27 protein-coding genes are annotated in these 26,448 nt (G+C 64.7%); 21 read left to right on the top strand and 6 right to left on the bottom strand.

Going from position 1 to position 26,448, the window contains the following annotated elements:
• Nucleotides 1-56: 56 nt before the first annotated feature.
• The 13 genes from aspS to SOM28_RS21475 all read left to right on the top strand — a co-directional run bounded on the left by aspS (nucleotide 57) and on the right by SOM28_RS21475 (nucleotide 14,176).
• Nucleotides 57-1,859, top strand: coding sequence for an aspartate--tRNA ligase (aspS, locus tag SOM28_RS21535; protein ID WP_123069693.1), 1,803 nt, complete (start codon nucleotides 57-59; stop codon nucleotides 1,857-1,859).
• A gap of 75 nt (nucleotides 1,860-1,934) precedes the next feature.
• Nucleotides 1,935-2,387, top strand: a complete 453-nt coding sequence (gene nudB, locus SOM28_RS21530) for a dihydroneopterin triphosphate diphosphatase (RefSeq protein ID WP_320469395.1) — start codon at nucleotides 1,935-1,937, stop codon at nucleotides 2,385-2,387.
• 359 nt (nucleotides 2,388-2,746) lie between these two features.
• Nucleotides 2,747-2,956, top strand: a complete 210-nt coding sequence (locus tag SOM28_RS21525) for a hypothetical protein (RefSeq protein ID WP_005663251.1) — start codon at nucleotides 2,747-2,749, stop codon at nucleotides 2,954-2,956.
• Between the two features lie 142 nt (nucleotides 2,957-3,098).
• The gene (locus tag SOM28_RS21520) at nucleotides 3,099-3,929 is read left to right on the top strand and encodes an endonuclease/exonuclease/phosphatase family protein (RefSeq protein ID WP_123068636.1); all 831 of its coding nucleotides are present in this window, start codon (nucleotides 3,099-3,101) and stop codon (nucleotides 3,927-3,929) included.
• Complete coding sequence (clsB, locus tag SOM28_RS21515; RefSeq protein ID WP_123068637.1) at nucleotides 3,917-5,077, top strand: cardiolipin synthase ClsB; 1,161 nt, start codon at nucleotides 3,917-3,919, stop codon at nucleotides 5,075-5,077. The genes SOM28_RS21520 and clsB overlap by 13 nt, the downstream gene beginning before the upstream one ends.
• An 18-nt stretch (nucleotides 5,078-5,095) precedes the next feature.
• The gene (locus SOM28_RS21510; protein ID WP_123068638.1) at nucleotides 5,096-5,479 is read left to right on the top strand and encodes an RNA-binding S4 domain-containing protein; all 384 of its coding nucleotides are present in this window, start codon (nucleotides 5,096-5,098) and stop codon (nucleotides 5,477-5,479) included.
• Between the two features lie 276 nt (nucleotides 5,480-5,755).
• Nucleotides 5,756-6,373, top strand: a complete 618-nt coding sequence (locus SOM28_RS21505) for a TetR/AcrR family transcriptional regulator (RefSeq protein WP_320469394.1) — start codon at nucleotides 5,756-5,758, stop codon at nucleotides 6,371-6,373.
• Between the two features lie 46 nt (nucleotides 6,374-6,419).
• Nucleotides 6,420-8,210, top strand: coding sequence for an acyl-CoA dehydrogenase C-terminal domain-containing protein (locus tag SOM28_RS21500; protein WP_147936671.1), 1,791 nt, complete (start codon nucleotides 6,420-6,422; stop codon nucleotides 8,208-8,210).
• 142 nt (nucleotides 8,211-8,352) lie between these two features.
• Complete coding sequence (locus tag SOM28_RS21495) at nucleotides 8,353-10,749, top strand: 3-hydroxyacyl-CoA dehydrogenase/enoyl-CoA hydratase family protein (protein ID WP_320469393.1); 2,397 nt, start codon at nucleotides 8,353-8,355, stop codon at nucleotides 10,747-10,749.
• 27 nt (nucleotides 10,750-10,776) lie between these two features.
• Nucleotides 10,777-11,973, top strand: a complete 1,197-nt coding sequence (locus SOM28_RS21490) for an acetyl-CoA C-acyltransferase (protein WP_147936669.1) — start codon at nucleotides 10,777-10,779, stop codon at nucleotides 11,971-11,973.
• Between the two features lie 149 nt (nucleotides 11,974-12,122).
• Nucleotides 12,123-12,896 (top strand): enoyl-CoA hydratase, encoded by a 774-nt coding sequence (locus SOM28_RS21485; RefSeq protein WP_123068969.1) that lies wholly within the window; start codon nucleotides 12,123-12,125, stop codon nucleotides 12,894-12,896.
• A gap of 91 nt (nucleotides 12,897-12,987) precedes the next feature.
• Nucleotides 12,988-13,494 carry a hypothetical protein gene (locus tag SOM28_RS21480; RefSeq protein ID WP_320469392.1) on the top strand — a complete coding sequence of 169 codons (507 nt, stop codon included), beginning with the start codon at nucleotides 12,988-12,990 and terminating at the stop codon, nucleotides 13,492-13,494.
• A gap of 94 nt (nucleotides 13,495-13,588) precedes the next feature.
• On the top strand, nucleotides 13,589-14,176 hold the full coding sequence (locus SOM28_RS21475) for a DUF5610 domain-containing protein (protein WP_320469391.1): 588 nt from the start codon (nucleotides 13,589-13,591) through the stop codon (nucleotides 14,174-14,176).
• 34 nt (nucleotides 14,177-14,210) lie between these two features.
• Here the strand turns inward: SOM28_RS21475 and SOM28_RS21470 are convergent, their stop codons facing one another.
• The 4 genes from SOM28_RS21470 to SOM28_RS21455 all read right to left on the bottom strand — a co-directional run bounded on the left by SOM28_RS21470 (nucleotide 14,211) and on the right by SOM28_RS21455 (nucleotide 17,141).
• Entirely contained in the window at nucleotides 14,211-14,762 is a 552-nt protein-coding gene (locus tag SOM28_RS21470) for a YdeI/OmpD-associated family protein (protein ID WP_320469390.1), read from the bottom strand.
• Complete coding sequence (locus tag SOM28_RS21465; protein ID WP_320469389.1) at nucleotides 14,731-15,657, bottom strand: LysR family transcriptional regulator; 927 nt, start codon at nucleotides 15,655-15,657, stop codon at nucleotides 14,731-14,733. The genes SOM28_RS21470 and SOM28_RS21465 overlap by 32 nt, the downstream gene beginning before the upstream one ends.
• Before the next feature lie 262 nt (nucleotides 15,658-15,919).
• The gene (locus tag SOM28_RS21460; protein WP_320469388.1) at nucleotides 15,920-16,288 is read right to left on the bottom strand and encodes a hypothetical protein; all 369 of its coding nucleotides are present in this window, start codon (nucleotides 16,286-16,288) and stop codon (nucleotides 15,920-15,922) included.
• Nucleotides 16,289-16,577: 289 nt separating this feature from the next.
• Entirely contained in the window at nucleotides 16,578-17,141 is a 564-nt protein-coding gene (locus SOM28_RS21455) for a GbsR/MarR family transcriptional regulator (RefSeq protein ID WP_123068973.1), read from the bottom strand.
• A 259-nt stretch (nucleotides 17,142-17,400) separates the two neighbouring features.
• On the opposite strand from SOM28_RS21455, the gene SOM28_RS21450 reads away from it, so the two are divergent.
• The 8 genes from SOM28_RS21450 to SOM28_RS21415 all read left to right on the top strand — a co-directional run bounded on the left by SOM28_RS21450 (nucleotide 17,401) and on the right by SOM28_RS21415 (nucleotide 25,034).
• Nucleotides 17,401-17,784, top strand: a complete 384-nt coding sequence (locus tag SOM28_RS21450) for a DUF2946 family protein (protein ID WP_320469387.1) — start codon at nucleotides 17,401-17,403, stop codon at nucleotides 17,782-17,784.
• Nucleotides 17,785-17,845: 61 nt separating this feature from the next.
• Nucleotides 17,846-19,537, top strand: coding sequence for a thiol reductant ABC exporter subunit CydD (gene cydD / locus SOM28_RS21445; protein ID WP_320469386.1), 1,692 nt, complete (start codon nucleotides 17,846-17,848; stop codon nucleotides 19,535-19,537).
• The gene (locus SOM28_RS21440) at nucleotides 19,534-21,210 is read left to right on the top strand and encodes an amino acid ABC transporter ATP-binding/permease protein (RefSeq protein WP_320469385.1); all 1,677 of its coding nucleotides are present in this window, start codon (nucleotides 19,534-19,536) and stop codon (nucleotides 21,208-21,210) included. The genes cydD and SOM28_RS21440 overlap by 4 nt, the downstream gene beginning before the upstream one ends.
• Before the next feature lie 38 nt (nucleotides 21,211-21,248).
• The gene (locus SOM28_RS21435) at nucleotides 21,249-22,859 is read left to right on the top strand and encodes a cytochrome ubiquinol oxidase subunit I (protein WP_320469384.1); all 1,611 of its coding nucleotides are present in this window, start codon (nucleotides 21,249-21,251) and stop codon (nucleotides 22,857-22,859) included.
• 4 nt (nucleotides 22,860-22,863) lie between these two features.
• Nucleotides 22,864-24,021, top strand: coding sequence for a cytochrome d ubiquinol oxidase subunit II (cydB, locus tag SOM28_RS21430; RefSeq protein ID WP_320469383.1), 1,158 nt, complete (start codon nucleotides 22,864-22,866; stop codon nucleotides 24,019-24,021).
• Nucleotides 24,022-24,044: 23 nt separating this feature from the next.
• Nucleotides 24,045-24,206: a cytochrome bd-I oxidase subunit CydX gene (gene cydX, locus SOM28_RS21425; RefSeq protein WP_320469382.1), complete on the top strand. Its 162-nt coding sequence runs from the start codon at nucleotides 24,045-24,047 to the stop codon at nucleotides 24,204-24,206.
• 131 nt (nucleotides 24,207-24,337) lie between these two features.
• A complete protein-coding gene (locus SOM28_RS21420; protein ID WP_109345315.1) occupies nucleotides 24,338-24,658 on the top strand; it encodes an ArsR/SmtB family transcription factor in 321 nt (106 codons plus the stop codon).
• 49 nt (nucleotides 24,659-24,707) lie between these two features.
• The gene (locus SOM28_RS21415; RefSeq protein WP_320469381.1) at nucleotides 24,708-25,034 is read left to right on the top strand and encodes a DUF4326 domain-containing protein; all 327 of its coding nucleotides are present in this window, start codon (nucleotides 24,708-24,710) and stop codon (nucleotides 25,032-25,034) included.
• Nucleotides 25,035-25,042: 8 nt separating this feature from the next.
• Here SOM28_RS21415 and SOM28_RS21410 read toward each other — a convergent pair whose 3' ends face one another.
• Together SOM28_RS21410 and SOM28_RS21405 are read right to left on the bottom strand one after the other, a co-directional pair.
• A complete protein-coding gene (locus tag SOM28_RS21410; RefSeq protein WP_320469380.1) occupies nucleotides 25,043-25,672 on the bottom strand; it encodes a head GIN domain-containing protein in 630 nt (209 codons plus the stop codon).
• Between the two features lie 119 nt (nucleotides 25,673-25,791).
• On the bottom strand, nucleotides 25,792-26,379 hold the full coding sequence (locus SOM28_RS21405) for an O-methyltransferase (RefSeq protein ID WP_320469379.1): 588 nt from the start codon (nucleotides 26,377-26,379) through the stop codon (nucleotides 25,792-25,794).
• Nucleotides 26,380-26,448: the final 69 nt, after the last annotated feature.

The raw sequence follows: 26,448 nt of genomic DNA, 5'->3' as shown, positions 1-26,448 counted from the left end.
AATAGTGGCCGCCTTCGATGGCGGCGCGAGCAATCAACCAACCTGGAACGAAAACTATGTCCACCATGCGTACCAACTACTGCGGCCTCGTGACCGAGGAACTGCTGGGCCAAACCGTCAGCCTGTGCGGCTGGGTGCACCGCCGCCGTGACCACGGCGGTGTGATCTTCATCGACCTGCGCGACCGCGAAGGCCTGGTGCAGGTGGTCTGCCATCCGGACAACGCCGCCGTCTTCAAGGCCGCCGAACACGTGCGCAACGAGTATTGCCTGCGCATCGTCGGCACCGTGACCAATCGCCTCGAAGGCACGGTCAACAACAACCTGAAGTCGGGCAAGATCGAAATCAACGCCAGCGAAGTCGAAGTGCTGAACGCCTCGGTGCCGGTGCCGTTCCAGCTGGACGACGACAACCTGTCGGAAACCACCCGCCTGACGCACCGCGTGCTCGACCTGCGCCGCGGCCAGATGCAGCACAACCTGAAGCTGCGTTATAAAGTCTCGATGGAAGTGCGCAAGTACCTGGACAACCTGGGCTTCATCGACATCGAAACCCCGATGCTGACCAAGTCGACCCCGGAAGGCGCGCGCGACTACCTGGTGCCGTCGCGCGTCAATGCCGGCAACTTCTTCGCGCTGCCGCAGTCGCCGCAGCTGTTCAAGCAGCTGCTGATGGTCGCCAACTTCGACCGTTACTACCAGATCACCAAGTGCTTCCGCGACGAAGACCTGCGCGCCGACCGCCAGCCTGAATTCACCCAGATCGACTGCGAGACCTCGTTCCTGACCGAACAGGAGATCCGCGACCTGTTCGAAGAAATGATGCGCGTCGTGTTCCGCAACACCACCGGCATCGAGCTGCCGAACCCGTTCCCGGTGATGGACTTCGCCACCGCCATGGGCACCTACGGTTCGGACAAGCCGGACATGCGCGTCAAGCTGCAGTTCACCGAACTGACCGAGCTGATGAAGTCGGTCGAGTTCAAGGTGTTCAACAGCGCAGCAAACATGCCAAACGGCCGCGTGGTCGGCATGCGCGTGCCGCAGGGCGGTTCGATGCCGCGTTCGGAGATCGACGCCTACACCCAGTTCGTCGCGATCTACGGCGCCAAGGGCCTGGCCTACATCAAGGTCAACGAGAAGGCGAAAGGCCGTGACGGCCTGCAGTCGCCGATCGTCAAGAACCTGTCCGACGAAGTCCTGGCCCAGATCCTGGAACTGACGGGCGCGCAAGATGGCGACCTGATCTTCTTCGGCGCCGACAAGGCCAAGGTCGTCAACGACGCCATTGGCGCGCTGCGCGTCAAGATCGGCCACTCGGAATTCGGAAAGAAGGCCGGCCTGTTCGACGACGTCTGGGCGCCGCTGTGGGTGATCGACTTCCCGATGTTCGAATACGACGAAGACGGCGACCGCTGGACCGCGACCCACCACCCGTTCACCGCACCGAAGGACGGCCACGAAGACATGCTCGAGACCAACCCTGGCGCCTGCATCGCCAAGGCCTACGACATGGTCCTGAACGGCTGGGAGCTGGGCGGCGGTTCGATCCGTATCCACCGCGAAGAAGTCCAGAGCAAGGTGTTCCGCGCGCTGAAGATCGATGCCGAAGAAGCGCAGCTCAAGTTCGGCTTCCTGCTCGACGCGCTGCAGTACGGCGCGCCGCCGCACGGTGGCCTGGCCTTCGGCCTGGATCGCCTGATCACGCTGATGACCGGCTCCGAGTCGATCCGCGACGTGATCGCCTTCCCGAAAACCCAGCGTGCGCAGTGCCTGCTGACCAACGCCCCGTCGGAAGTCGACGAGAAGCAGCTCAAGGAACTGCATATTCGTTTGCGTAACGAGCCCAAAGTCGCCTAAGAGCGCGTAGGGTGGACGGCTGCGCCGTCCACGCGTCCAAGCGACGCGTGGATGGCCGCCGCGCCATCCCAAGCCATGAAGCCCTACAAGATCCCGGAATCGGTCCTGGTCGTGATCCACACTTCCGACATGGAAGTGCTGGTGCTCGAACGCGCCGACCGCCCGGGCTTCTGGCAATCGGTCACCGGCTCGCTCGACGCGCCGGACGAGCCCTTGCTGCATACTGCTGCGCGCGAATTGTTCGAAGAGACCGGCATCGTGGCCGATGGCGAACGCATCCGCCTGCGCGACTGGCAGCTCTCGAACGTCTACGAAATCTATCCCGTCTGGCGTCATCGCTACGCCCCTGGCGTGACCCACAATACCGAGCACGTGTTCTCGGTCTGCGTGCCGCGCGACATCCCCATCCTCCTCAGCCCGCGCGAACACCTGCGCCATGCCTGGCTGCCGCATCTGGAGGCGGCGGACCGCTGCTTCTCGGCATCCAACGCCGAAGCCATCCTGCAACTGCCCCGCAAAATCGCTTAAAAATTGCGAACAGCAAATAAAATTTCCTCAAAGAAGGTTATTTGCCGAAAATCAGCATTGAAATATGGTATCTATGCGCAATAAAATGACGTTTTTTAACAAAAGTACGTAGGTACTTTTTTCAAAAATGGTCTGTGCGTGGCCGCGCATATGAGTTCGCTCAAACCCATTCTCTCCTATGAAAATACATTTGAATACACTTCACCTGTCTTTTTCATAACAGGATGAAATTTTGTCGAATTGCATGTGCACGAGATATTCCACGTTTGACAGGTGTAAATGTGTGGATTAAGGTCAACGGCTCACCCATGGTGAATTTTTGATGTGCAACTTTTAAGTGGATGATTCTGGGAGATAAAATGGATAACCTCGAACTGAATAGCGACAAGAAAGTTAAGGCAATCACCCTAGGGGACGACTGCATCTATATTGACCTCTTCGACGGCCTGCGCCTGAGCGGGCCGCTGGCGCCGCGCGAGGAAAAGCAGGGCGCGCAAGAGCGTCGTCCGCGCCGCATGATCGTGTCGGGGCATGAAGCGGTCTACGACACGGCGCTGGCGCTTGCCTGAATGTCAGATTCAGCTCAGTTTCAGTAAGGGCGCGACGGCGTCAAAACTGACCGCCGCGCTCCGCGCTCCAGCGTCATGCTGTGAAGCGCACGATTGGGCCCGTTTCACGAGAACGGCGGTCCGATCCGGGTAGAATGTTCCCATGAAAATCCGTGTAGCCACCTACAACATTCATAAGGGCGTTTCGTCCCTGCGCAGCACGCCACGCGTGATCGCGCTCAAGAAAGCCATCGCCGAATTCGACGCCAACGTCGTCTTCCTGCAAGAGGTGCAAGGGCGGCACGACCGCTTCCAGGCGCGCTTCGGCAAGGAAGACCGCGGCCATCGTCACTGGCCAGAGACTGCCCAGTACGATTATTTCGCGCCGGACGCTCACCACACTGCCTACGGGATGAACGCGGTCTATGACCACGGCCACCACGGCAATGCGCTGCTGAGCTGCTGGCCGATCGAGAATTCGCACAACCACGACGTCTCCGACCACGCCTACGAGCAGCGCGGGATCCTGCACTGCATCCTGGGCGCGCCCGAATGCCGGGTGCACTGCTATGTGGTCCACCTGGGCCTGTTCGAGGGCAGCCGTGGCCGCCAGACCGCCTCGTTGATCGAGGCCGTCAATGCTTCCGCGAAACCTGACGAGCCGGTGATCATCGCGGGCGACTTCAACGACTGGCGCAACACCCTCAGCGACAAGCTGCGCAACGCCCTGGGCGTCAAGGAAGTATTCGACGAACTGGGGCCGCGCTCGCCGATGGGCGATATGGTGCGCAGCTGGGCCGGCCGCCAGCCGCGCCTGGCGCCGGCCCGCACCTTCCCGGCCATGCTGCCGTGGTTCAGGCTCGATCGCATCTATGTGCGCGGCTTCAAGGTCAACAACGCCAAAGTGATGCACGGTCCCTTGTGGGCCAAGCTGTCCGATCACGCACCGATCGTGGCCGAGCTCGAACTTACACAAGGGCCATGCGCAGTCTGACCTTTGTCGACAACAATGACATCGCGCTGCTGCAGAGCGGCATTGCTTTCTTCCCGGCGCTGATCGAAGCGCTCGACGCCGCCCAGCACGAGGTCTTGTTCGAGACGTATATCTTTGCCGAGGACGAGACCGGCGCCGCCGTGCGCGACGCCCTCGCGCGCGCCGCCCTGCGCGGCGTGAAGGTGAGGGTGCTGGTCGACTGGTTCGGCACCGGCCACCGCTGCTGCGGCCGGCTTGGCCCCACGCTCCTGGAAGCCGGCGCCCAGTACCGCGTCTTCAATCCCTGGTGCCGGCGCGGCATCGCCCGTTCGCACCGCAAGATCGCCGTGATCGACCGCGAAGTGGCCTTCGTGGGCGGCATCAACGTCAACGACGACTGGCTGTGCGACCACGCCGACGGCCATCGCCTGCCAGCGCCGCGCTGGGATTTCGCGGTGCGCGTGCGCGGGCCGCTGGTGGCCCAGATCCACCACGAGGCGCAAGTCCAGTGGACCCGCAGCGGCCGCCTGCGGCTGCGCAAGCGCTTCCAGTTGTTCCGCGAGATGCGCAAGCAAGCCATTCCCTCTTGCGAAAGTCCGGCACGGGCCGCATTTGTGGTGCGTGACAACCTGCGTAACCGCAGCACGATCCAGAAAGCCTACCTGCAAGCGCTGGGACATGCGCGCCACAGCGTGCTGCTGGCGACGCCGTACTTCGCACCGGGCCGCAAGTTCCGCAAGGCGCTGGCGCATGCCGCGCGGCGCGGCGTGCAGGTGACGCTCTTGATCGGGGTGGGGGAGTTCAAGATCCAGGATGCGGTCGCGCATTCCTTCTATCCCAAGCTGCTGGCCGACGGCGTGCGGGTGGTCGAATACCGCAAGACCCAGCTGCATGCGAAGGTGGCGGTGGTCGACGACGACTGGGCCACGGTCGGTTCCAGCAATTGCGACGGCCTGTCGCTGTTCCTGAACCAGGAGGCCAATGTCGTGGTGAGCGATCCGGTGTTCGCTGCCACCATGCGCGAGCACATCGAGCGCGGCATTGCCGATGGCAAGGAGGTCTGCCCACAGGAATTCGCCCACACCGGCTGGCTGCGCCGCGCCACCTATGGCATGGCGTATATGGCCTACAAGCTGGTGATGCGGGTGGTCACCTTCGGCTACACCTAGGGATATTAGAAAGAGAACATGGAAAAAGAGAACGTACGAATCGATAAATGGCTGTGGGCGGCGCGCTTCTTCAAGACCCGCTCGCTGGCCCAGGACGCGGTGGAACGCGGCCGGGTGCGCATCGGCGGCGAGCCAATCAAGCCGGCGCGCGCCGTCAAGATGAATGACAAGATCCTGATCGACAACGGTTCCGATCGCTGGGAAGTGATCGTGGCCGCGATCTCGGGCTCGCGCGGCCCGGCGCCGGTGGCGCGCACCCTGTATTTCGAGACCGACGAGAGCATCGCGCGGCGCGAGAACGACAAGACGGCGCGCCGCCTGTACCCCGAGCCGAGCATGGAGATCAAGGGCCGGCCGACCAAGCGCGACCGCCGTGCGATGGAGCGCGTCGGCGAGGAATGACGACGGCGCAATGCCACCCGTCAACGGGATATCCTGTTCCGTCAAAATGCTGTACCTTTATGGCTGAAACAACAAACTTTCATTCGTCGCCTGCGGTGGCGGATGGAAGCGCCTCACGGCGCCGTCTCCCGGCGCCGGTGCTTGTCTTGCGTTGTCTTGCATCAATAGAACGCCACCTCTAAGTTCCCGTTTGACATTCCTCGGCTGATAGATAATAGTACGAGCGTTCGGATTTTTTTCGATTCAGGGGCAGCCATCAGTACTTCAGCAAAATTCATGCGCAAGGGCGAACAGACGCGAGCCGCAATCCTCGACGTCGCGCTCGAGCTCGCCAGCCGCAACGGCCTCGAAGGCTTGACCATCGGCCTCTTGGCCGACCGGATGAGCATGAGCAAATCGGGCGTGTTCGCCCACTTCGGCTCACGCGAAGACCTGCAGCTCGAGGTGGTCAAGCTCTATCACCACCGCTTCGAGCAAGAGGTCTTTTTCCCGAGCATCAAGGAAGCGCGCGGCCTGCCGCGCCTGGTGGCGATGTACACGAGCTGGGTCAAGCGCGTCTCGGTCGAGATCGCGTCGGGCTGCATCTATATCAGCGGCGCGGTCGAATACGATGACCGCGAGGGCCCGATCCGCGAGCAGCTGGTGTCGATGGTGCGCGCCTGGCAGGAAGCCTTGCTGCGCAGCGTGCAGCAGGCGGTCGAAGCCAGGCACCTGCGCTCCGATGTGGATGCCGCCCAGCTGGTGTTCGAGATGCACGGCCTGATCCTGGCCCTGCACCACGATGCGCGCTTCCTGCGCAACCCGGGCGCGGTCGAACGCGCGCGGGCCGCCTTCGAGCGCCTGGTCGAGAATTACCGCAATCCCCAACTACCGCAAGACCATCAGGCGGCTTGAGCCGCCTGCCACGTCCAACATCTTTACCCTTGTTCAGGAGATAACCATGGGTCAGTACGTCGCGCCAATCCGGGATATGCAGTTCGTTCTGCATGAATTCCTCAACGTCACCGAAGAATTCAAGAGTCTGCCGAAGTACTCGGAGATCGATGCCGACATCATCAACCAGGTGCTCGAAGAAGGCGCGAAGTTCACGCAAGAGGTGCTGTTCCCGCTGAACCACTCGGGCGACCGCGAAGGCTGTCATTTCAACGCCGCGGATAAGACCGTCACGACCCCGAAGGGCTTCAAGGAAGCGTATAAACAGTACGTCGAAGGCGGCTGGGCGGCGCTGGCGTGCGATCCTGAATACGGCGGCCAGGGCCTGCCGATCACCCTGAACAACTCGTTCTACGAGATGCTGAACTCGTCCAACCAGGCCTGGTCGATGTATCCCGGCCTGTCGCACGGCGCCTACGAGTGCCTGCTGGAGCACGGCACCGACGACCAGAAACGCCTGTACCTGCCAAAACTGGTCTCGGGCGAGTGGACCGGCACCATGTGCCTGACCGAAGCCCACTGCGGCACCGACCTGGGCCTGTTGCGCTCGAAGGCCGAACCGCAGGCCGACGGCACCTACCTGATCACTGGCTCCAAGATCTTCATCTCGGCCGGCGAGCATGACATCTCCGAGAACATCATCCACCTGGTGCTGGCGCGCCTGCCGGACGCGCCGGAAGGCTCGAAGGGCATCTCGCTGTTCCTGGTGCCGAAGTTCCTGCCACAAGAAGACGGCTCGCTGGGCGAGCGCAATGGCATCGCCTGCGGCGCCATCGAAGAAAAAATGGGCATCCACGGCAACTCGACCTGCCAGATGAACCTGGACAGCGCGCGCGGCACCCTGATCGGCCAGCCGCACAAGGGCCTGCAGGCGATGTTCGTGTTCATGAACGCGGCCCGCCTGGGCGTGGGCATGCAGTCGCTGGGCCTGACCGAAGTCGCCTACCAGAACGCGCTGGCCTATGCCAAGGACCGCATCCAGATGCGCAGCCTGTCGGGCCCGAAAGCACCGGATAAACCAGCCGACCCGATCATCGTGCACCCGGACGTGCGCCGCATGTTGCTGACCGCGAAAGCCTATGCCGAAGGCGCGCGCGCCTTCTCGTCGTACGTCGCGCTGCAGATCGACCGTGAACTGAACCACACCGACGAAGACGTGCGCAAGGAAGCGGCCGACGAAGTGGCCCTGCTGACCCCGATCATCAAGGCTTTCATCACCGACAACGGCTGGATCGCGACCTCGGAAGCGATGCAGGTATACGGCGGCCACGGCTACATCGCCGAATGGGGCATGGAGCAGTACGTGCGCGACGCCCGCATCAATATGATCTACGAAGGCACCAACACCATCCAGTCGCTGGATCTGTTGGGCCGCAAGATCCTGATGGACAACGGTGCCAAACTGCGCAAGTTCGGCGAGAAGATCAAGACTTTCGTGGAAGATAACGGCCTGGACGAGCAGCTGTCCGAGTTCGTGACCCCGCTGGGCGAACTGGGTGACAAGGTCACCAAGCTGACCATGGAAATCGGCATGAAGGCCTTCCAGAACCCGGACGAAGTGGGCGCCGCCGCCGTGCCTTACCTGCGCGTGGCCGGCCACCTGGTGTACAGCTACCTGTTCGCGCAACAGGCCAAGATCGCGCTGGCCAAGCTCGATTCGGGCGACAAGTTCTACGAAGCCAAGCTGGCGACCATCCGCTTCTACTTCGCCCGCCTGTATCCGGAAACCGCGATGCTGATCCGCCAGGCACGTTCGGGCGCCGCGAACCTGACGGCGCTGGATGCTGAGCTGTTCTAACCACTACACGTCGCACCGTCGTTCCCGCCCTCGCCGGGCGCCTTGGCGGGAACCTAAGTTTGCTAGCGCTGCCACAGAGCTGAAAAACTTGGGTCCCCGCCTTCGCGGGGACGACGAGCCAACTAAGGAATAAGGAATACACATGTCCAATTTCATCGTCAAGAAAGTCGCCGTGCTGGGCGCAGGCGTGATGGGTGCGCAGATCGCTGCGCACTGCGTGAACGCCAAGGTGCCGGTCGTGCTGTTCGACCTGCCTGCGAAGGAAGGTCCAAAGAACGGCATCGTTCTGCGCGCCATCGAGAACCTCAAGAAACTGTCGCCGGCCCCGCTGGGCAACAAGGATGACGCGGCCCTGATCGAAGTGGCCAACTACGAGGACAACCTCGACGTGCTGGCCGGCTGCGACCTGATCATCGAAGCCATCGCCGAGCGCATGGACTGGAAACACGACCTGTACGCCAAGGTCGCGCCGCACATCGCGCCGCATGCGATCTTCGCCTCGAACACCTCGGGCCTGTCGATCAACAAGCTGGCCGAAGGCTTCGACAGCGAACTGAAGGCGCGCTTCTGCGGCGTGCACTTCTTCAACCCACCGCGCTATATGCACCTGGTGGAACTGATCCCGACCGAAGGCACCCGTCCTGAAATCCTGGACCAGCTCGAGACCTTCCTGACCTCGACCCTGGGCAAGGGCGTCGTGCGCGCCAAGGACACGCCGAACTTCATCGCCAACCGCGTCGGCATCTTCGGCATGCTGGCCACCATCGTCGAAGCCGAGAAGTTCGGCCTGTCGGTGGACGTGGTCGACGACCTGACCGGCGCCAAGCTCGGTCGCGCCAAGTCGGGCACCTTCCGCACCGCGGACGTGGTCGGCCTGGACACCATGGGCCATGTGATCAAGACCATGCAGGACAACCTGAAGGACGATCCGTTCTTCAGCGTCTACAAGACGCCGGACATCCTGGCCAAGCTGATCGAAAAGGGCGCGCTGGGCCAGAAGACCGGCGCCGGCTTCTACAAGAAGGTCGGCAAGGAGATCCAGCGCCTGGACTTCGCCACTGGTGAATACGTCGCCGGCGGCGCAAAGGCCGCCGACATCGTCGGCCGCATCCTGAAAGAAAAAGACCCGGTCAAGAAATTCAAGGCCATGCGCGATTCGACCAACCCGCAGGCGCAGTTCCTGTGGGCGATCTTCCGCGACGCCTTCCACTACATCGCGTTCCACTTGGATACGATTGCCGACAATGCGCGAGACATCGATTTCGCGATGCGCTGGGGCTTCGGCTGGAGCGTCGGTCCGTTCGAAACCTGGCAAGCCGCCGGCTGGACTCAGATCGCCCAGTGGGTCAAGGAAGACATCGACGCCGGCAAGGCGCTGTCGACCGCACCGCTACCGGCCTGGGTGTTCGAAGGCACCGTGGCAGAGAAGGGCGTGCACACCCCTGAAGGATCGTACTCGGCTACCCGCAATGCCTATGTTCCTGTGTCGGACCTGCCGGTCTACAAGCGCCAGCAGTTCCGCGCACCGGTGGTTGGTTCGACCACGCTGGACGCCAAGACGGCCGGCACCACCGTGTTCGAAGACGACTCCGTGCGCCTGTGGCACTCGGACGACGAGATCCTGGTCATCTCGCTCAAGACCAAGATGCACGTCATCGGCGATGGCGTCATCAAGGGCATCCAGCGCGCGCTGAAGGAAGCCGAAGCAGGCTTCAAGGGCATCGTGATCTGGAATACCGACGCGGCCGAAGGCGGCGCGTTCTCGGCCGGCGCCGACCTGCAATCGGCACTGCCAGCCTTCATGGCCGGCGGCGCGAAGGCGATGGAACCGATCGTGCGCGAGCTGCAGGACACCTTCATGGCGATGAAGTACTCGAATATCCCGGTCGTCGCCGCAGTGGCCGGCCTGGCGCTGGGCGGCGGCTGCGAGCTGGCGCTGCATGCCTCGAAACGCGTGGCCTCGATCGAGTCGTACATCGGCCTGGTCGAAGTGGGCGTGGGCCTGGTGCCGGCCGGCGGCGGCCTGAAGGAAGCGGCGCTGCGCGCAGCCAATGAAGCCAAGGGCAACGACATCTTGCAATTCCTGAAGAACGGCTTCATGAACGCGGCTACCGCGCAAGTGTCGAAGTCGGCGCTGGAAGCGAAGGCCATGGGTTACCTGAAGGAAGACGACGTCATCGTGTTCAACGCGTACGAACTGCTGCACGTGGCAAAGACCACCGCGCGCGCCATGTTCGACGCCGGTTATCGTGCGCCTGCGCGCCGTACCTTCCCGGTCACCGGCCGTTACGGCTGGGGCACCATCCGCGGCCAGATGGTCAATATGCGCGACGGCGGCTTCATCTCGGCCTATGACTACCACCTGGGCGACACCATCGCCGAGATCGTGACCGGTGGCGACATCGACCAGGGCAGCGTGGTGAGCGAACAGTGGATCCTCGACCTGGAACGCAAGGCCTTCGTGGCCCTGCTGAACAATCCGAAGACCCAGGAACGCATCATGGGCATGATGCAGACCGGTAAGCCCGTGCGTAACTAACGCTGACGACTGAACAGGACTACTGACATGAGCAAACAACTTCAAGACGCATACATCGTCGCAGCGACCCGCACCCCGATCGGCAAGGCGCCGCGCGGCATGTTCAACAAGACCCGCCCGGACGACCTGCTGGTGCACGCCATCCGCGGCGCCATGGCCGCCGTGCCGAACCTGGACCCGGCGCTGATCGTCGACGCCATCATCGGCTGCTCGTTCCCGGAAGCCGAGCAAGGCTTCAACGTGGCGCGTAACGCCGTCGTGCTGGCCGGCCTGCCGAACACCGTGGGCGGCGTCACCGTCAACCGCTACTGCGCCTCGGGCATCACCGCCCTGGCAATGGCGGCCGACCGCATCCGCGTGGGCGAAGCCGACGTGATGATCGCCGGCGGCGTCGAATCGATGTCGATGGTGCCGATGATGGGCCACCATCCGTCCATTAACATGGAGACGTTCAGGGACGAGAACGTGGGCCTGGCCTACGGCATGGGCCTGACCGCCGAGAACGTGGCCAACCAGTGGAAGATCTCGCGCGAAGACCAGGACGCCTTCGGCCTGGAATCGCACCGCCGCGCCATCGCCGCCCAGCAGGCCGGCTACTTCAAGGACGAGATCACCCCGGTCGAGATCATCACCCGTACGCCGAACCTGGCCACCGGCGAGATCAGCGTCAAGAAACGCACCGTGGACAGCGACGAAGGCCCGCGCGCCGACGCCAGCCCTGAAGGCATGGCCAAGCTCAAGCCCGTGTTCGCGGCCAAGGGTTCGGTCACCGCCGCGACCTCGTCGCAGATGTCGGACGGCGCAGGCGCGCTGATCGTCGTCAGCGAAAAGATCCTGAAGGAGCACAACCTGACCCCGCTGGCCAAGTTCTCCTCGTTCGCCGTGCGCGGCGTGCCGCCGGAGATCATGGGCATCGGCCCGAAGGTGGCGATCCCCGCCGCGCTGGCCGCCGCCGGCATCACGCAGGACCAGCTGGACTGGATCGAGCTGAACGAAGCCTTCGCCGCCCAGGCGCTGGCCGTGATCCGCGACCTGGGCCTGGACACCAGCAAGGTCAACCCGATGGGCGGCGCGATCGCCCTGGGCCACCCGCTGGGCGCCACCGGCGCGATCCGCGCCGCGACCGTCGTGCATGCACTGCGCCGTAACAACCTGAAGTACGGCATGGTGACGATGTGCGTCGGCGCCGGCATGGGCGCCGCAGGCATCATCGAGCGCGTCTAAAAGACATGGCGGCTGCTCGCAGCCGCCGCATTTCAAGCGTGGGCGGGAAATCCAAGCACCGTACGTCAATGCCGCGAGCGTGATGTGGGGTGGGCGGGTCTCCCGCCCACGCGTCCAATCGGCCCACGAACAATTCTGGAGACAACACCATGACCATCCGCCTCACCAAAGCCGACGGCATCCTCACCATCGAATTCAACCGCGTCGAACGCAAGAACGCGATCACCGGCGCGATGTACCAGGCCATGGCCGACGCACTGCGCGAAGCCGAACAGGACGCCGCGGTGCGCGTCATCCTGATCACCGGCCAGCCCGAGATCTTCACCGCCGGGAACGACCTCGACGACTTCCTGAACAATGTGGGCGAAGGCGCGATGACGGCCGAGCGTCCCGTATTCCAGTTCATGACCGCGCTCGAAGGCGCGACGAAGCCGGTGGTGGCGGCCGTGGCCGGCGCGGCGGTCGGCATCGGCACCACGCTCTTGATGCACTGCGACCTGGTCTACGCCGCCGACAACGCCAAGTTCTCGATGCCGTTCACCCAGCTCGGCCTGTGCCCGGAATTCGCCTCGTCGCTGCTGGTCGCGCAATCGGCGGGCTATACGCGCGCGGCAGAGAAGCTGCTGCTGGGCGAGCCGTTCGTGGCCCAGGAAGCGCTGGAGATGGGCATCGTGGCGCGCGTGCTGCCGGATGCCGAGCTGCTGTTCTTCGCGCAAGGCCAGGCCGCCAAGCTGGCCAAGCTTCCGCCCGCATCGATCCGCACCACCAAGGCACTGATGAAGCGCGCGCGCGGCACGCTGGTGAAAGAGACCATCGCGGCCGAGAACGAGCGTTTCAGCGCCATGCTGACCGGCGCCGAGGCGAAGGAGGCATTCACTGCATTCTTCGAGAAGCGCAAGCCGGATTTCAGCAAGTTCGATTGATCTGTCTTGAAGAGGGTCCGACTGCGTGATGGTGAAAGCTTCATCGACGTGTTCGAGCCAGGTGCTTGATTCAAACAGGCAAAGATGAGCCATGGGTAACACTACAGCCCTGCGCAGGGAATTGAAGAAGCGTTTCTATCCGTTCGTTGCCGATCAAAATTTTGAGATCGATAGGACTTCCAGCCCTTTCAGCATCGACTTCCGTCGCATCACTGCTGAAGGTGTCGATGTATTTGACATTCAGTGGGAGAAGTCCGGTAGCCCACGCTTCGTCGTAAATTTCGGGCATTGCCCATCAGGTGGTGTGATTCATTTTGGCGAGCAGATAGCGCCCGAAAAGGTACTGTCGTACATGGGGTCATCGTCCGGCCGCTTGCAACCGGGGAAAAGTTCATCGACAAGATCCTGGTTCTGCCAGGATCGCTCATTTTTTCATCGCGTCGTGCTTCGACAGGCGCCTCGTCCGGCCGCCGCTGTCGTGGATGAATTGTTGTCGCTCTTTCCGGAGTTGGAGGAGTGGTTCACCCACCGGCGCCTGGGTCCGCATATGGTCATGGCCCACAATTCACGGCGAAAGCAGTCTGCCGTCATCGGCTAGACTTCGCCGCGTGCGCCGGCTCAAGCAGTATCTGCTTAAGTTTTGGCCAGGCCTTCCGATATTGTCGATATGAACAATGAATAGGGAGGCGGATATGAGCTTGAGTATCTCCAACGTCGGCCCGCAGGGAGCGACCCTCCCTGCCGCCAGGGTAAAACCTGCGGTTGCCGAAGCACGACAAGAAGCGGAAACCCCGGCCCAGGACAAAGTGACCCTGGGCGGACGACCAGCCGAGCCACTGACCTATGGCGGCAAAGGCGGCGGCAAGGTGACCCAGTCCGAGCTTGCGAGCATGATCGAGGAATCCGATCGCAAGGCCCAGCAAGTCATGGACCTGATCCGCCCACTGGTCGAGCAGCAGGGTCTCAACTTCGCCAAGGTGGTGAGCGGAGAGCAGCAACTGCAGGCGGATCCCGAAACCATCGAAGCGGCCAAGGCGGCCATCGCGGATGGCGGCGAATTCAGCGTGGAAAAGACTTCCGAACGCATCCTGGGCTTCGCCAAGGCAATGATCGGCGCCGATCCATCCAAAATGGACACCATTCGCGCCGCAGTCGAAAAAGGCTTCCAGCAAGCGCAGGACATGTTGGGGGGCAGCTTGCCCGAAATTAGCCAGAAAACCCTGGCCGCGGTGCAGGCAGGCTTCGATCAATGGCAGAAGGACGGCTTCCCGGCGGATTGATTCGCCAGTCCGTCGCGCTGCCGGGTTCGCAGATTTATTTGGCCTCGCGCGGTGGCTTGAGGCTCTTGCTGTAAAAACCCGACGGATCGAAGCAACAGACCCGCTTCTTGCCGGCCGCCAGCATGTCGCCGGCATCGGCTACCCGGCTGGCACGGGTCTTGGCCTGTTTGGCCGACTCGATCCAGTGGACCCAGTCGATGCGGGCGATGGTGGTGGTGGCGTCCCAGGTCGCCCTGGCTGGCGGTGACGCGTCGAGCACCTTTTCGAGTTCGGGCGGCACTGGCGGCTCCATCTCCTCTGGCGCTGGTGCAATCTCGAATTCAACCGTGGTTCCGGCAGCGACGCCCGCGCTTTCCATCAGCGTCTCCGGAAGCTTGAACCAATGGCTCAATTGGCCGTCAGGCTCGAGCGTCGCATGGAAGGGGTGGCCACCGATCTTGCCATGCATGCTGGTTCTTCCGCGTCGTGGAAAGAGGTCACTAACCGATTTCGGCAAGACGACGAACGCCCAGCCTTCCTCTCCATGCAGGTCGGCGGGACGAGACAACACGGCGTCAAAACGTGTAGTGGCGGCGGCCTGGCTCATGTTTGCTCCTCCTCTCCCTGGACGCGAAAGACGACATCGCGCTGGCGATCGCGTCGAACGTCACGCGGCAGCCGATATTCTGGCGCAGGTCCTCGTGCATCGTCACCCAGGTCTCGAGCGATATCGACAATTCGGCGGGCAGGATGCGCACCAGGCGCGGCTCGCTTCGGGCCAGCGCGACCTGGCAGATGCCGATGCCGGCATCGGCGCGGATCAGGGCCAGTTGCGCCAGGTCGTTGTCGGTGCGTAGCGCGAGATTGGCATGCTGGAACTGTGGCCAATGCCGCAGCGCTTCGCGGATGAACGGCGTGCCGCAGTCGTAGCCGATCAGCGTATGGCTGGCCAGGTCGGCGAGGCTGGCAGGTTCACCGCAGCGCGCCAGATAGCCACGGCCTGCATGCAGACCCCACTCGATGATGCCGGTACGACGCGCGATGAGCTGCTCTTGCGTGGGGCGCGAGACGCGCACGGCGATATCGGCTTCGCGATGCAGCAGATTCTGTACCTGGTTGACCACGACGAGTTCGATCTTTAATTCGGGATAACGTTCGCGTAATGCCGCGATAGCGGCCGGCATCACTTCGACACCGATCACCTCGCTCACGCTGACCCTGACGGTGCCCCGCACGCCGTGACCGAAACCACTGGCCGTCCGCTCCAGCGTGGCGGCCATGCTCTCCATTGCGTAGGCGTGCGCTTGCAGTGCGAGTGCGGCTTCGGTCGGCAGGAAACCGGTCGGCGACCGCGTAAACAGCACCAGTCCCAGGGCGTCTTCGAGCGCCGCGATATGGCGCCCGACCGTCGGCTGGGCCATGCCCAGCACGCGGGCAGCGCCTGACAGCGACCCTTCGCGCAGGACGTGGGAGAAACTCCGATACAGTTCCCATTCGATCAACCCGACACCCCCGTGGTATTCAAATCTGCATAGCCGCTAGCGCATTTCATGCAATTTTCAATTGATCCAGCTTGCATCAGTATGTCTTCATCGTCAAGGAGGCAACCATGGATACGAAAAACGCTCCCGCCGTGCTGCGCGGCTTGCTCTGCTCGATCATCGTGATGTCGCTGCCAACCGGGGTGGGCGTGGCGCTCATCGCGCTGGCATCGGCGCTGCCCTGGCGCCTGGCGGCGCTGCGCGGCCCCGCACCAAAACCACGTCAGCGCGCCTGCGTGACGTGCGCCTCGCGTAGCGGCCTCCAGCCCAGCCGCGCCTGGATGGCGCGCCGGTTGCAGGTGTCGATATGGGCCGGTGTGCGGCGGATATAGTCTTCGGCGGCCGCGCGCCGTTCGCCGCTGCGGCTGTCCAGCCACTGAACGACTTCGTCGGCCGTCGGCACGCGGCCGTTCTCGCCGTCGAACTTGGGCGGCACGGCGGTCCAGACCGCGGCGTCGATGCGCCTGGCGCGCAGCCAGGCCGCAATGCGGGGATCTTCGCGCGCGCCGTCGCGGGCAGGGAATACTGCCGATCCACTCGGGCCGCTCGGGGGTGATCTTTTCGCGCTCGCGCACCATCGCGCGCGCTTCATCGAGGTCGCCGGTAGCGACATAGGCCCAGTAGGTAGGCGCCAGGCGCGCGCGTTCGCACAGCACCAGCGCCAGTTCGGGACTGTCGTCGCTCTGGCGCGCGAATTCGAGGGGAAGCGGCGGACCGCCGGGATGCCAGCCAGAAGCCAGCTTCAAACCCTGGGGCTTCCACAACAGCGAGCCCCAGGCGATACAGACGATGTTCATGACGGGATAGCCTGGCAATCAAAACCCCAGTCTAGCCCGTCATGCGAAAGCGGCGAGCACGGCTATGAAGCCACGGTCACGACATCAGTCTTCCCTGATGTCCTTGCTGGCTGCGGCGCCGAACAGGCGATCCTTGGCCGACAGCAGCTTCTGCACCTTGGAACCCATCTTCATCAGCTGCGACATCGATTCGGGCGACAGGCGCTGCAGGTCGTCGAACCAGTTGTTGGCAAGGTCGACCAGCTCGTGCATCTCGCGCATGCGCTCTTGCGCGAACTGGTCTTCGGGACTCTTGGCGGTGGCCATCAGCGACTCGCGCAGCACCGACAGGGTCGGGGCCACTTCGCGGCGACGGCGTTCGGCCGCGACCACGCGGAAGATTTCCCAAACGTCGCCGAGCGAGGTGAAATACTCGCGCCGGTCGCCGGGAATACGCGACAGACGCACCAGTCCCCAGGACTGCAATTCCTTGAGGCCGATGCTGACGTTGGAGCGTGAAATGCCGAGCTTTTCGCCGATGTCGTCGGCGTGCAGCTGTTCCTCGGTGACGAAGAGCAGGGCGTAGATCTGCCCCACCGTGCGGTTGATGCCCCAGCGGCTGCCCATTTCACCGAAGTGACTGACAAAGGTTTGGACGAGTGGCGTCATGTTGAGAACTTTTCGATGCTTTTGAAAGGTGGATTATCCCACGGTCCTCAGACACGCACACGGACTGGCTCACCATCGTGGTGCGGCAGACTGTTAATACATGAGTAATTCCCGACCAAGTCACTCTCCTTTTCAGACAAACCTGAAGTTTCGGTGCATAATTTCACTGTTTTCTGAAAATTCAAAATCTTTAGAAAGTTTGGCGTAATCTAAAGATAACGTAGATCAAGGCATCGGCTTCACCGCTGGACTGAACACCATGAACGCGCAACGCAACCGCTCCATCATCCTCTGGCTCGCCGCACTGGCGATCCTGTGGGGCATGCTTGCTCCCTCACTGGCGTCGAACCCGGCGAACCCAGGCAAGACCTGGATCGAAGTCTGCATGTCGGCCGGCACCAGGCTGGTGGCGCTCGACCTCGATACCGGCAGTGCTGGCAGCGACAAGGCCGTCCACCCTGGCATGCATTGCCCGGCCTGTGTGTCGCAGTACGACCTGGCCATCGTCGCTCATCCTCCCGGCAGCCTGGTGCTGCTGGACACCCCGCTCGAAGCTATCCAGCGCCCCCACGGGCCGGCGCTGCGGCCCGCTTCGACCTTCCGCACCGACCACCGCAGCAGGGCGCCGCCACCCGCCGCCTGACCCGGTGTCAACCCGCGGCCAGCCGCCGCCCCCCCCCAAAAAAACCGTCTGGAGAACCACCATGCTTCGCCGTCAAGGCCGTGGCCCGGCCACGCACGTCCCATCCACCCGCAACGCCACCTTCGTGATGAGCGCGGCAGCGCTGCTGTGGATTCCCCAGGCAGCCCTGCTGGCCCATGCCGTGCAGCGACTGGCCAACGGCGCCGGCCTGGCGGACATGCTGGCGCCGGCCTGCGCCTTCCTGGCGCTGGGCGTGCTACGGGCAAGCAGCGAAGCCTGGGGTGCGCGCCGCCTGTTCGCGGCTTCGCGCCTGCACCTGGCCACGCTGCGCAGCAGGGCGGCGCAGGCCCTGGCATCGCGCTCACCGCTGGATCGCGAGCGCCTGGCCAGCGGCCGCGCCGCCAGCGCGCTGGCCGAGCAGGCCGAAGCCGTGCTGCCCTGGCTGGTGCGCTACCAGCCGGCGCGCATGCGCACGATGCTGGCGCCGCCCGTGATCGCGCTGGCCGTCTTTTATTACTCATGGACCGCGGCGCTGATCCTCGTGGTGGCCGCGCCCCTGATCCCGGTCTTCATGGCCGTCATCGGCTGGCGCGCCAAGGCGGCCAGCGAAGCGCAATTGCAGGTCATCGGCGGCATGAGCGGTTTCCTGCTCGACCGCCTGCGCGGCCTGTCGACCCTGCGCGCCCTTGGCGCCGTGGACACTACCGCGCAGCGGGTGCGCGCCAGCGCCGAGAGCGTGCGCGCCAGCACCATGCGCGTGCTGCGCATCGCCTTCCTGTCGTCCACCGCGCTGGAACTGTTCTCGGCGCTGGGCGTGGCGCTGGTCGCCGTCTATGTCGGCTTTCACTTGCTGGGCGAGATCGGCCCTGGCAGCTGGGGCGCGCGTCTGACGCTGGCCGAAGGCCTGTTCATCCTGCTGCTGGCGCCGGCCTTCTTCGAGCCGCTGCGCGAACTGGCGGCCGTGTGGCACGACAAGGCCTCGGGCGAGGCGGCATTGAAGGAACTCGAGCAGCTCCAGCACGCCGGCCTGGCGCTGCCGGGTGCGTTGGCCATGCCGGCCTCGCAGAACCTGCCTGCCGGACGCGCGCCGGTGGCCCCCTCGGTCGATATCGAGGGCCTGGTGCTCCAGCACCCCGGCGAAGCGCCGCTGTTCGATGGCGAGGATTTGTATGTCCGCGCCGGCGAGCACCTGGCCCTGGTCGGCCCCAGCGGCAGCGGCAAGACCACGCTGCTGTCGGTTATCGCGGGCCTGGCGCCGGCCAGCGGCGGCGCGGTGCGCATCGGCGGCGTGCCGCTCGATGCACAGTCGGCCGCAGACCTGCGCGCAGGCATGGCCTGGATTGGCCAGAAGCCGCACGTGTTTTCGGGCTCGGTGCGCGGCAATGTGTCCCTCGAGCGCGACGGAATCGACAGCGCGGCGGCCGGCGCCGCCGTGCGCCGCGCCGGACTGGGTCATGTGGGCCACGGGACGCCGGGCGACAGCCTGGGCGAGGGCGGTCTCGGCCTGTCGGGCGGCGAGTTGGTGCGCCTGGCGCTGGCGCGCGCGGTGTGCGCACCGCATGCCGGCCTGCTGCTGGCCGACGAGCCCACCGCCCACCTCGACCGCGACACCGCCGCCGGCGTTATCGATGCGCTGGTTGAACTGGCCCAGGGCCGCACCCTGATCGTCGCCACCCACGACCTGACCCTGGCCGCGCGCATGAAACGCGTGGTGCGCATCGGCGAACCTCTCACCAAACGGAGCGCGGCATGAAATCCCGTCACGACCTGCAACCGGTGCTTGCCCTGTTCCTGAAAACGGGCGGGCGCCGCATGGCGCTGGGCGCCTTCCTCTCCACCCTGGTGGTGCTGGCCGGGATGGCGCTGCTGGGCACCTCGGGCTGGTTCATCACCGCCACCGCGCTGGCTGGGCTGGCGGGCGGCATGGTGATGTTCAACGTCTTCGTGCCGAGCGCGGCGATCCGCCTGCTGGCGCTGGGCCGCACCTTCGGCCGCTACGCCGAGCGCATGGTGACCCACGACGCGACGCTCGGCGTGCTGGCCGCGCTGCGCGAGCGGCTGTTTCGCGGCTGGGCCGGTCCGCAGGCGGCGCGCGCCTTGTTGCGCCGTCCCGCGCGCCTGCTGTTCCGCCTGACCGGCGACATCGACGCGCTCGAATCGATCTACCTGCGCCTGATCGTGCCGGCCATCGCCGCCCTCGGCGCGGCGCTGCTGGCCGGCGTGGTGCTGGCCAACCTGGACTGGCGCCTCGGGCTGGCGATGTTCGCCTGGCTGCTGGCCTTCGGCTGGGGCGCGGCGCTCGTCGTCTCCCGCCTTGCCCGTCCGCTGGCGCTGCGCCGGGCGCGCGCGCTGGAACGGCTGCGGGCCCAAGCCATCGACCTGGTCGCCGGCCAGACCGACCTCGCCATGGCCGGCCGCCTGCCGGCCCAGTGCGCGCGCCTGGCGCGGACTGACGACAAGCTGGCGCACGCCGACGATGCGCTGCACCGGCTGGAGACCGGCGCCGGCTGGACCTATGCGGCCGGCGGCCACCTGACCGTGGCGGCGACCTTGCTGGCAGTGGCTGCGGTGGGAGTGAGCGCACCGGCGGCGGCATTGGCCTTGCTGATCGCCCTGGCCGCGCTGGAGCCGTTCGCCGCGATGCGCCGCGGCGCCATCGAGGCCGGCCGCAGCTGGCTGGCGGCGCGCCGCGTCGGCCCCCGCTTGCAACAGGAAGCGGATGACGCCATCGCCGTCGGCGCGCCTGGCGAGGACGAGGCGCTGCTGCTGTGCGACGCCAGCGTCGTGCATCCGGGCCGCGAAGGCGCCGCGCTGCACGAGGTCAGCCTGCGCATCGCGCGTGGCGAGCGGGTCGCCGTGGTCGGCGGCAGCGGCGCCGGCAAGTCGACCTTGCTTGGCCTGGTCGCCGGCGAACTGGCGTCGCATTCCGGCCAGGTGAGGGCGCTGCCCGCCACCTGGCTGACCCAGCGCACGGAACTGTTCCAGGACAGCCTGCGCGACAACCTGCGCCTGGCCGATCCGCAGGCGGGCGACGAAGCGCTGTGGGACGCGCTGCGCGCCGCCGGCCTCGAGGTCGACGTGCGCCAACTGGCGCGCGGCCTCGATACACCGCTGGGCGAGGGCGGACTGGGCCTGTCGGGCGGGCAGTCGCGGCGCCTGGCGCTGGCGCGGCTGCTGCTGCGCCGGGCCGACTTCTGGCTGCTGGATGAGCCGACCGAGGCGCTCGATGGCGCCACCGCCGCCGACGTGCTGGCGCGCCTGGCCCATCATGCCCACGGCCGCACCGTGCTGCTGGCCACGCACCTGGCGCGCGAGGCCCGGCTGGCCGATCGCCTGCTGGTGATGCGCGCGGGCCGCCTGGTCGCCGACCACCGGCGCGGGACACGAGGATTCGATGCGGCGCTGCTGGCGCTGCGTCACGACTAGAACACCACCATCGATTCACCAATAAGAAAGGATTCACCATGGATCTCGACGTCGTCGGGCTCTCCCGACTACAGTTCGCCCTCACGGCGCTGTACCACTTTTTGTTCGTTCCCCTCACACTGGGGCTGTCGATGGTCATCGCCATCATGGAAACCGTGTACGTGATGACCGGCCGCCCGATCTGGCGCCAGATGACCAAGTTCTGGGGCGTGCTGTTCGGGATTAACTTCGCCATCGGCGTCTCGACCGGCCTGGTGATGGAGTTCCAGTTCGGTATGAACTGGAGCTACTACAGCCACTACGTCGGCGATGTGTTCGGCGCGCCGCTGGCCATCGAAGGCCTGATGGCGTTCTTCCTCGAAGCGACGTTTGTCGGCCTGTTCTTCTTCGGCTGGGACAGGCTGTCGAAGCGCCAGCACCTGATGGTGACCTGGCTGACCGCCATCGGCACCAACTTCTCGGCGCTGTGGATCCTGATCGCCAACGGCTGGATGCAGAACCCGGTCGGCGCGTCGCTCAATCCGCAGACCATGCGCATGGAGGTGTCGGACTTCGGCGCGGTGCTGGCCAATCCGGTGGCGCAGGCCAAGTTCGTGCACACCGTGTCGGCCGGCTATGTGATCGCGGCGCTGTTCGTGCTCGGCATCTCGGCCTGGTACTTGCTGAAAGGCCGTCATATCGAGCTGGCAAAGCGCTCGATGACGGTGGCCGCCTCGTTCGGCCTGGCCGCCTCGCTGTCGGTGGTGGTGCTGGGCGACGAAAGCGGCTACCTGGCCACCGAGCACCAGCACATGAAGCTGGCCGCGGTCGAAGCCATGTGGGACACCCAGCCGGCGCCGGCTGCCTTCACCGCGGTGGGCTTTCCTGACCAGGCGGCGCGCGAAACCCACTACGCCATCCACATCCCCTGGGTGATGGGCCTGATCGGCACCCGTTCGATCTCCAGCGAGATCCCGGGCATCAACGACCTGGTCAAGCTGGCCGAGGTGCGCGTGCGCCAGGGCATCCTGGCCTATGACGCGCTGGAGCAGATCCGCGCCCTCGGCGGCAAGGGCCCGGTGCCGGCCGAGCTGCAGGCCAGGTTCGAAGAGAACAGCAAGGTGCTGGGCTATGCGCTGCTGCTCAAGCGCTACGTCGACGATCCGCGCCAGGCCACCGAGGCCCAGATCAAGCAGGCCGCCAACGATACCGTGCCGCAGGTGGCGCCGCTGTTCTGGTCGTTCCGCATCATGGTCGGCCTCGGCATCTATTTCATCGTGCTCACCGCGGTGTTCTTCTGGCTGTCGGCACGCCGTCGCCTCGACGCCCATCCATGGCTGCTGAAGGTCGCCGTGTGGTCGATCCCGCTGCCGTGGGTCGCCGCCGAAGCCGGCTGGATCGTGGCCGAACTGGGTCGCCAGCCGTGGGCCGTCGAAGGCGTGCTGCCGACCGCGGTCGCGGTGTCGAACATCGGCATCCAGACCGTGCTCGCCACCCTGATCGGCTTCGTGGTGCTGTACTCGATCCTGATCGTGGTCGAGATGAAGCTGATGCTCAAGGCGATCCGCAAGGGACCCGAAGAGGAAGTCGAGCACTCGCCAGGCACCCACAGCCCCCTGATCGGCACCACGCCGGCAATGCGCACTGCGCCAATGATCACTGCGGAGTAACGACATGATTCTTCATATGCTTCTCGACTACGACACCCTGCGTGTCATCTGGTGGGCGCTGCTGGGCGTCCTGCTGGTCGCCTTTGCCGTTACCGACGGCTTCGACCTCGGCACCGGCACCCTGCTGCCTTTCGTGGCCAAGACCGACCTCGAACGGCGCGTCGTCATCAACACCGTCGGCCCCGTATGGGAAGGCAACCAGGTCTGGCTGGTGCTGGGCGGCGGCGCCATCTTCGCCGCCTGGCCGCAGCTGTACGCGGTCTCGTTCTCGGGCTTTTATCTCGCCATGGCGGCCGTGCTGCTGGCGCTGATCCTGCGCCCGGTCGGTTTCAAATACCGCAGCAAGCGTGACAGCACCCAATGGCGCGCGGCCTGGGACTGGGCCCTGTTCGTGGGCGGCTTCGTGCCGGCGCTGATCTTCGGCGTCGCCATGGGCAATGTGCTGCAGGGCGTGCCGTTCCGCATCGAGCCCGACATGCAGATTTTTTATGAAGGCGGCTTCTTCGGGCTGTTGAATCCGTTCGCGCTGCTGTGCGGCCTGGTGTCGGTGGCGATGCTGGTGATGCATGGCGCGGCCTGGCTGGTGCTCAAGACCGACGGCCTGGTGGCCAGCCGCGCCCGTACCTGGGGCATCCGCGCGGCGCTCGCCACCGTGGCGCTGTACGCCGTGGCCGGCGTGCTGCTGTGGAATGTGGTCGATGGCTACCGCATCACGAGCGAGCTGGTGACGACCGGTCCATCCAACCCGCTGTTCAAGACCGTGCAGGCGGGCGTCGCCGGCACCTGGTTCGCCAACTATGCGGCCCATCCCTGGACCCAGTTGGCGCCGGCCGCCGGCATCGTCGGCGCGCTGCTGACCTGGATGGCGCTGGTCAAGCGCAAGGAAGGCGTGGCGATGCTGACCTCGAGCCTGTCGGTCGCCGGCATCGTGCTCTCCGTGGGCGCCTCGATGTTCCCCTTCATCCTGCCGTCGTCGATCCAGCCGCAGGCCAGCCTGACGGTGTGGGATTCGTCGTCGAGCCACCTGACCCTGTTCATCATGCTGGTCTGCGCCTGCATCTTCCTGCCGCTGATCATCATGTACACCAGCTGGGTCTACAAGGTCTTGTGGGGCAAGGTGAATCCGACGGAAATCCGCGATGGCAAGGGCCACGCCTACTAATCGAAGAAAGAAAGGACACCATCATGTGGTATTTCGCCTGGTTGTTGGGACTGCCGCTGGCAGCGGCGTTCGGCGTGTTGAACGCGATGTGGTATGAGCTGATGGACGATGCAGCGAAACAGAAGGAACTGTCGGCGTTGCTGGTACCTGAGCCGGCGCAGGAATCGCTGCGCAAACGCGCCTGACGGCTGGCGCGCGCCGGGTCGTTGGCTCCGGCGCGCGTTTTGTCATCACCCTGTCAAAGTCTTTCGACAGTATTCGAACCGTGGCTCCAGCATCGATGCGCTGGCCCTTGAATCGAAAGAATACTGTTCGCATGCAAACCAATCTCGCCATCGCGGCACTTTCCGCGCTCGCCCAGGAATCGCGCTTCGCCGCCTTCCGCCTGCTGGTGCAGGCCGGTCCCCAGGGCCAGTCCGCCAGCAATATCGCCGCCGCCCTTGAAATGCCGGCATCGTCGCTGTCGTTCCACCTCAAGGAGCTGACCCACGCCGGCCTGGTGTCGCCACGCCAGCAAGGCCGCTACATCATCTATGCGGCGCGCCTGGAGACACTGCAGCGCTTGATGGAGTTCCTCGCGTCCACTTGCGGCAGCGCTGGCGCGCAGTCGATGCAGGAGCGCCTGGCCCCGGTATGATGGCTTCGTGCCGGATGCGCCGGCGCACCGCCAATCATGAGGAAAACCGATGACGCCACACCGCGTGCAATTGAGTCGCAAGAAGGGCTGGCGCATGCCGCCGAACACGATTTCGGTGGCGCGTCCGGGCCGCTGGGGTAATCCATTCTCGGTGCTGCCCGACGTGGCGCCGGGCACGCCGGTCGGGCGCTACGTGGCGATGCTGACGGTGGAAGAATCGGTTGCCGCCTATCGCCGCTGGCTGCACGACGATCCCGACGGCCGCCAGCTGGCGCAAGAGGCGCAGAGCATCCTGCGCGGGCATCATCTGGCTTGCTGGTGCCGGCTCGACGGGCCTTGTCATGCGCAGGTCTTGCTCGACCTGGTCAATCGGTAGGGTTGGCGTTATTTGGCGGCGGTGACGTTGCCGATGCCCGACACCGAGCGGCTGACCGACTGTGGCTTGCCGTAATAAGTGAGGTTGCCCAGGCCCTGCACGCTGGCATTGAGCCGGTTCTTGGCATGCACCGACACTTCGCCGATGCCGCGGAAGGTGACGTCGGCATCCTGCGCCACCAGGTCCTTGGCCACGACTTCGCCCACGCCCTCGGCATTCAGGCGCAGGTGGCCCACGCGGCCGTTCATCTGCAGGCTGCCGGCGCCGCGGTAGTTGACATCGAAGTTATCGCCGCGAACGTTATTCAGGATCATCAGGCCGGCGCCTTCGCCGCGGAAACTGGCGAGTTCCGGCATCGTGACGACGACCCGCTCGCCATCCTTGATATTGACGTTGTTCCGGTTCTTGTCCTCGAAGCCCAGGCGCAGCTCGCCGTTCACGACTTCGGTCGTGACGCGGTCGATGAATTTCTGGTTGCCCTCGACCCGCACCGAATGGGCCTTGCCCACCTCGACCACCAGGCTGACCGGGCCGCGCGCATCGATGGTCTTGAACGGCGCGACGTTGCGCACCTGGTCGGCAGCCTGGGCCGACAGGGAAGCAAGGGCGAGAAGGGCAGCGATGGCGGCGCGTTTCATGGTGGTCTCCGGTAAGTTGATGAACCCATTCTAGGGAGCGCGTCCTTGCCTTGCGCGCCCCGTGCGATGGACTGCACAAAACCGTGCCTGAGCTGCACAGGGGCCGGAACTAAGCGATATCAATGCTTGGTCGCCAGGAACTCGCCCTTGCCGACCGGGACCAGGCTGGTGCTCCAGCCGGATGCGCAGCGCAGCGCCTGGATGAAGGGCGCCAGTTCCTGGGCGTGCGAAGTGGCGTTGTCGACCACCACCAGCCCGCCCGGACGCAGGATGCGTTCGATCTGCGGCAGCCAGCCGAGATAGGCGCTGCGTTCGGCGTCCAGGAAAATCAGGTCGAACGATTCGTCGGCGCTGTTGGCCAGGAAGTCGGCCGCCTGTCCTTCGACCTGCACGATGCGATCCTGTAAAGACGCGCGCGCAAAATTCTCGCGCGCCAGCGCGACCTTCCCGGCCGACAACTCGACCGTGGTGACGCTGCCGTTGATGCCTTGCGCGGCCTCGGCCAGCCACAAGGTGGAATAGCCGTTCGAGGTGCCGATTTCGAGGACACGGCGGGCGCCCATGGCGCGCACCAGCACTGCCAGGAATTCGCCGGTGTCGTGGGTGATGTTGAGCAGGCGGCGCGTGCGGTTATCGGGCGCCGCGTCATGGTTGATGCCGAAGGTTTCGAGCTCTTTCAGCAGGGCTTTGAGTGAGGTAGGCAACATTGTTCTCCTTTTGACACGAGAAATCGATCCGCACGATTGCGTCGATGCTAATCTTGTCGAAGAGATAAG

This window comes from Massilia sp. CFBP9026, from assembly GCF_034045165.1.
Taxonomy (GTDB): domain Bacteria; phylum Pseudomonadota; class Gammaproteobacteria; order Burkholderiales; family Burkholderiaceae_D; genus Telluria; species Telluria arenae.
Note: the sequence above shows the minus strand (reverse complement) of the source record. Positions and strands in the feature narration are given on the sequence as shown.

What these genes read in the sequence shown, in the direction of transcription:
- aspS (WP_123069693.1), top strand. Translation starts at nt 57, where the DNA reads ATGTCCACCATGCGTACCAACTACTGCGGCCTCGTGACCGAGGAACTG.
- nudB (WP_320469395.1), top strand. Translation starts at nt 1,935, where the DNA reads ATGAAGCCCTACAAGATCCCGGAATCGGTCCTGGTCGTGATCCACACT.
- SOM28_RS21525 (WP_005663251.1), top strand. Translation starts at nt 2,747, where the DNA reads ATGGATAACCTCGAACTGAATAGCGACAAGAAAGTTAAGGCAATCACC.
- SOM28_RS21520 (WP_123068636.1), top strand. Translation starts at nt 3,099, where the DNA reads ATGAAAATCCGTGTAGCCACCTACAACATTCATAAGGGCGTTTCGTCC.
- clsB (WP_123068637.1), top strand. Translation starts at nt 3,917, where the DNA reads ATGCGCAGTCTGACCTTTGTCGACAACAATGACATCGCGCTGCTGCAG.
- SOM28_RS21510 (WP_123068638.1), top strand. Translation starts at nt 5,096, where the DNA reads ATGGAAAAAGAGAACGTACGAATCGATAAATGGCTGTGGGCGGCGCGC.
- SOM28_RS21505 (WP_320469394.1), top strand. Translation starts at nt 5,756, where the DNA reads ATGCGCAAGGGCGAACAGACGCGAGCCGCAATCCTCGACGTCGCGCTC.
- SOM28_RS21500 (WP_147936671.1), top strand. Translation starts at nt 6,420, where the DNA reads ATGGGTCAGTACGTCGCGCCAATCCGGGATATGCAGTTCGTTCTGCAT.
- SOM28_RS21495 (WP_320469393.1), top strand. Translation starts at nt 8,353, where the DNA reads ATGTCCAATTTCATCGTCAAGAAAGTCGCCGTGCTGGGCGCAGGCGTG.
- SOM28_RS21490 (WP_147936669.1), top strand. Translation starts at nt 10,777, where the DNA reads ATGAGCAAACAACTTCAAGACGCATACATCGTCGCAGCGACCCGCACC.
- SOM28_RS21485 (WP_123068969.1), top strand. Translation starts at nt 12,123, where the DNA reads ATGACCATCCGCCTCACCAAAGCCGACGGCATCCTCACCATCGAATTC.
- SOM28_RS21480 (WP_320469392.1), top strand. Translation starts at nt 12,988, where the DNA reads ATGGGTAACACTACAGCCCTGCGCAGGGAATTGAAGAAGCGTTTCTAT.
- SOM28_RS21475 (WP_320469391.1), top strand. Translation starts at nt 13,589, where the DNA reads ATGAGCTTGAGTATCTCCAACGTCGGCCCGCAGGGAGCGACCCTCCCT.
- SOM28_RS21470 (WP_320469390.1), bottom strand. Translation starts at nt 14,762, where the DNA reads ATGAGCCAGGCCGCCGCCACTACACGTTTTGACGCCGTGTTGTCTCGT.
- SOM28_RS21460 (WP_320469388.1), bottom strand. Translation starts at nt 16,288, where the DNA reads ATGAAGCGCGCGCGATGGTGCGCGAGCGCGAAAAGATCACCCCCGAGC.
- SOM28_RS21455 (WP_123068973.1), bottom strand. Translation starts at nt 17,141, where the DNA reads ATGACGCCACTCGTCCAAACCTTTGTCAGTCACTTCGGTGAAATGGGC.
- SOM28_RS21450 (WP_320469387.1), top strand. Translation starts at nt 17,401, where the DNA reads ATGAACGCGCAACGCAACCGCTCCATCATCCTCTGGCTCGCCGCACTG.
- cydD (WP_320469386.1), top strand. Translation starts at nt 17,846, where the DNA reads ATGCTTCGCCGTCAAGGCCGTGGCCCGGCCACGCACGTCCCATCCACC.
- SOM28_RS21440 (WP_320469385.1), top strand. Translation starts at nt 19,534, where the DNA reads ATGAAATCCCGTCACGACCTGCAACCGGTGCTTGCCCTGTTCCTGAAA.
- SOM28_RS21435 (WP_320469384.1), top strand. Translation starts at nt 21,249, where the DNA reads ATGGATCTCGACGTCGTCGGGCTCTCCCGACTACAGTTCGCCCTCACG.
- cydB (WP_320469383.1), top strand. Translation starts at nt 22,864, where the DNA reads ATGATTCTTCATATGCTTCTCGACTACGACACCCTGCGTGTCATCTGG.
- cydX (WP_320469382.1), top strand. Translation starts at nt 24,045, where the DNA reads ATGTGGTATTTCGCCTGGTTGTTGGGACTGCCGCTGGCAGCGGCGTTC.
- SOM28_RS21420 (WP_109345315.1), top strand. Translation starts at nt 24,338, where the DNA reads ATGCAAACCAATCTCGCCATCGCGGCACTTTCCGCGCTCGCCCAGGAA.
- SOM28_RS21415 (WP_320469381.1), top strand. Translation starts at nt 24,708, where the DNA reads ATGACGCCACACCGCGTGCAATTGAGTCGCAAGAAGGGCTGGCGCATG.
- SOM28_RS21410 (WP_320469380.1), bottom strand. Translation starts at nt 25,672, where the DNA reads ATGAAACGCGCCGCCATCGCTGCCCTTCTCGCCCTTGCTTCCCTGTCG.
- SOM28_RS21405 (WP_320469379.1), bottom strand. Translation starts at nt 26,379, where the DNA reads ATGTTGCCTACCTCACTCAAAGCCCTGCTGAAAGAGCTCGAAACCTTC.